Source organism: Kitasatospora putterlickiae (genome assembly GCF_039527695.1).
Taxonomy (GTDB): Bacteria; Actinomycetota; Actinomycetes; order Streptomycetales; family Streptomycetaceae; genus Kitasatospora; species Kitasatospora putterlickiae.
Window position 1 is genome coordinate 32,490 of the sequence record NZ_BAAAKJ010000314.1, and the last position, 1,031, is coordinate 33,520.

Genomic DNA, 1,031 nt, shown 5'->3' on the forward strand with positions numbered 1-1,031 from the left:
CGGGCGAGCGCGGCGAGGGCGGTCACCAGCAGAGCGGTGACCGGTGCCAGCAGCAGTGCCGCGTGGATGACGAAACGGAACGTCAGGCCGCCCTGCAGTTGCCGCCAGGCGGGCCGCCAGCCGCAACTGTCGTTCAGGACGGACAGCGGCCCCAGGCAGCCGTCGACGGAGATCAACACCACCATGCCGCCGAGACCGAGCAGCGCGGCGGTGCCGGAGGCCACCAGAGCCGCCGGCAGCCGGAACGCGGGCACGCGGACGGCCGCCGAGGCAGCGACGGCCGCGCCGAGGACGATCGCCGCCAGGCACCAGAGCGCGTAGCTGAACGCGTAGAGTCCTCCACGCTGGCCCGCACCCGCGTGCAGGTGGTGCAGCCAGACCTGGACGGCGCCGACGCAGACGACGGCGAGCGCCCCGCCACCGAGCGCGGCTCCCAGGGCCCCGCGCAAGGACGGGAGCACGGGGACCGCGACGGGGCCCGGCGCGCCACCCCGGCCGCCCGCCGCCCACAGGACCAGCGGAACGGCCCACGCCGCGACGGCGGCGAGCGGCACCAGCGGTACCCCGACCACGTAGCGCAGCGGGGGAACGATCCGTGCCATCAGGGCACTGGTGTCCGGGCGGACCGTGCCGGTACCGGGGAACCAGTGGACGACCACCTGCCGGGCACCCGCACCGTCGAACCAGGCGCCGTGGGCGTACATCGCACCGTAGTAGTCCCACCACGTGAACCAGGCCGACAGGACGAGCCAGCCCGCCACCAGGCCGAGCGCGAGCGGCAACCGCAGTGACCGGCCCGGCCGGGCGGTGGCCGCCAGCCGGGCGCACTGGGTGGTCCAGCACGTGAAGCCGACGGCGGCCACCACCACCACGCCCAGCGCACCCCATCGGGCCGGTACCCACAGGCTGCCGGTGGTGTGCCCGTTCAGCACGGACCCGGCGACCAGGCCCGCGCCCAGCCAGAGCCCGCCGCGCACACCGGTGGGCGAACGCAGGCCGAGGGCGGTGGTCCGGAGCACCGCCCGCCACAG

General features: G+C 75.9%; 1 pseudogene. It reads right to left on the reverse strand.

Going from position 1 to position 1,031, the window contains the following annotated elements:
- A pseudogene (locus ABD308_RS29995) lies at positions 1-1,031 on the reverse strand (hypothetical protein); the annotation flags it as partial.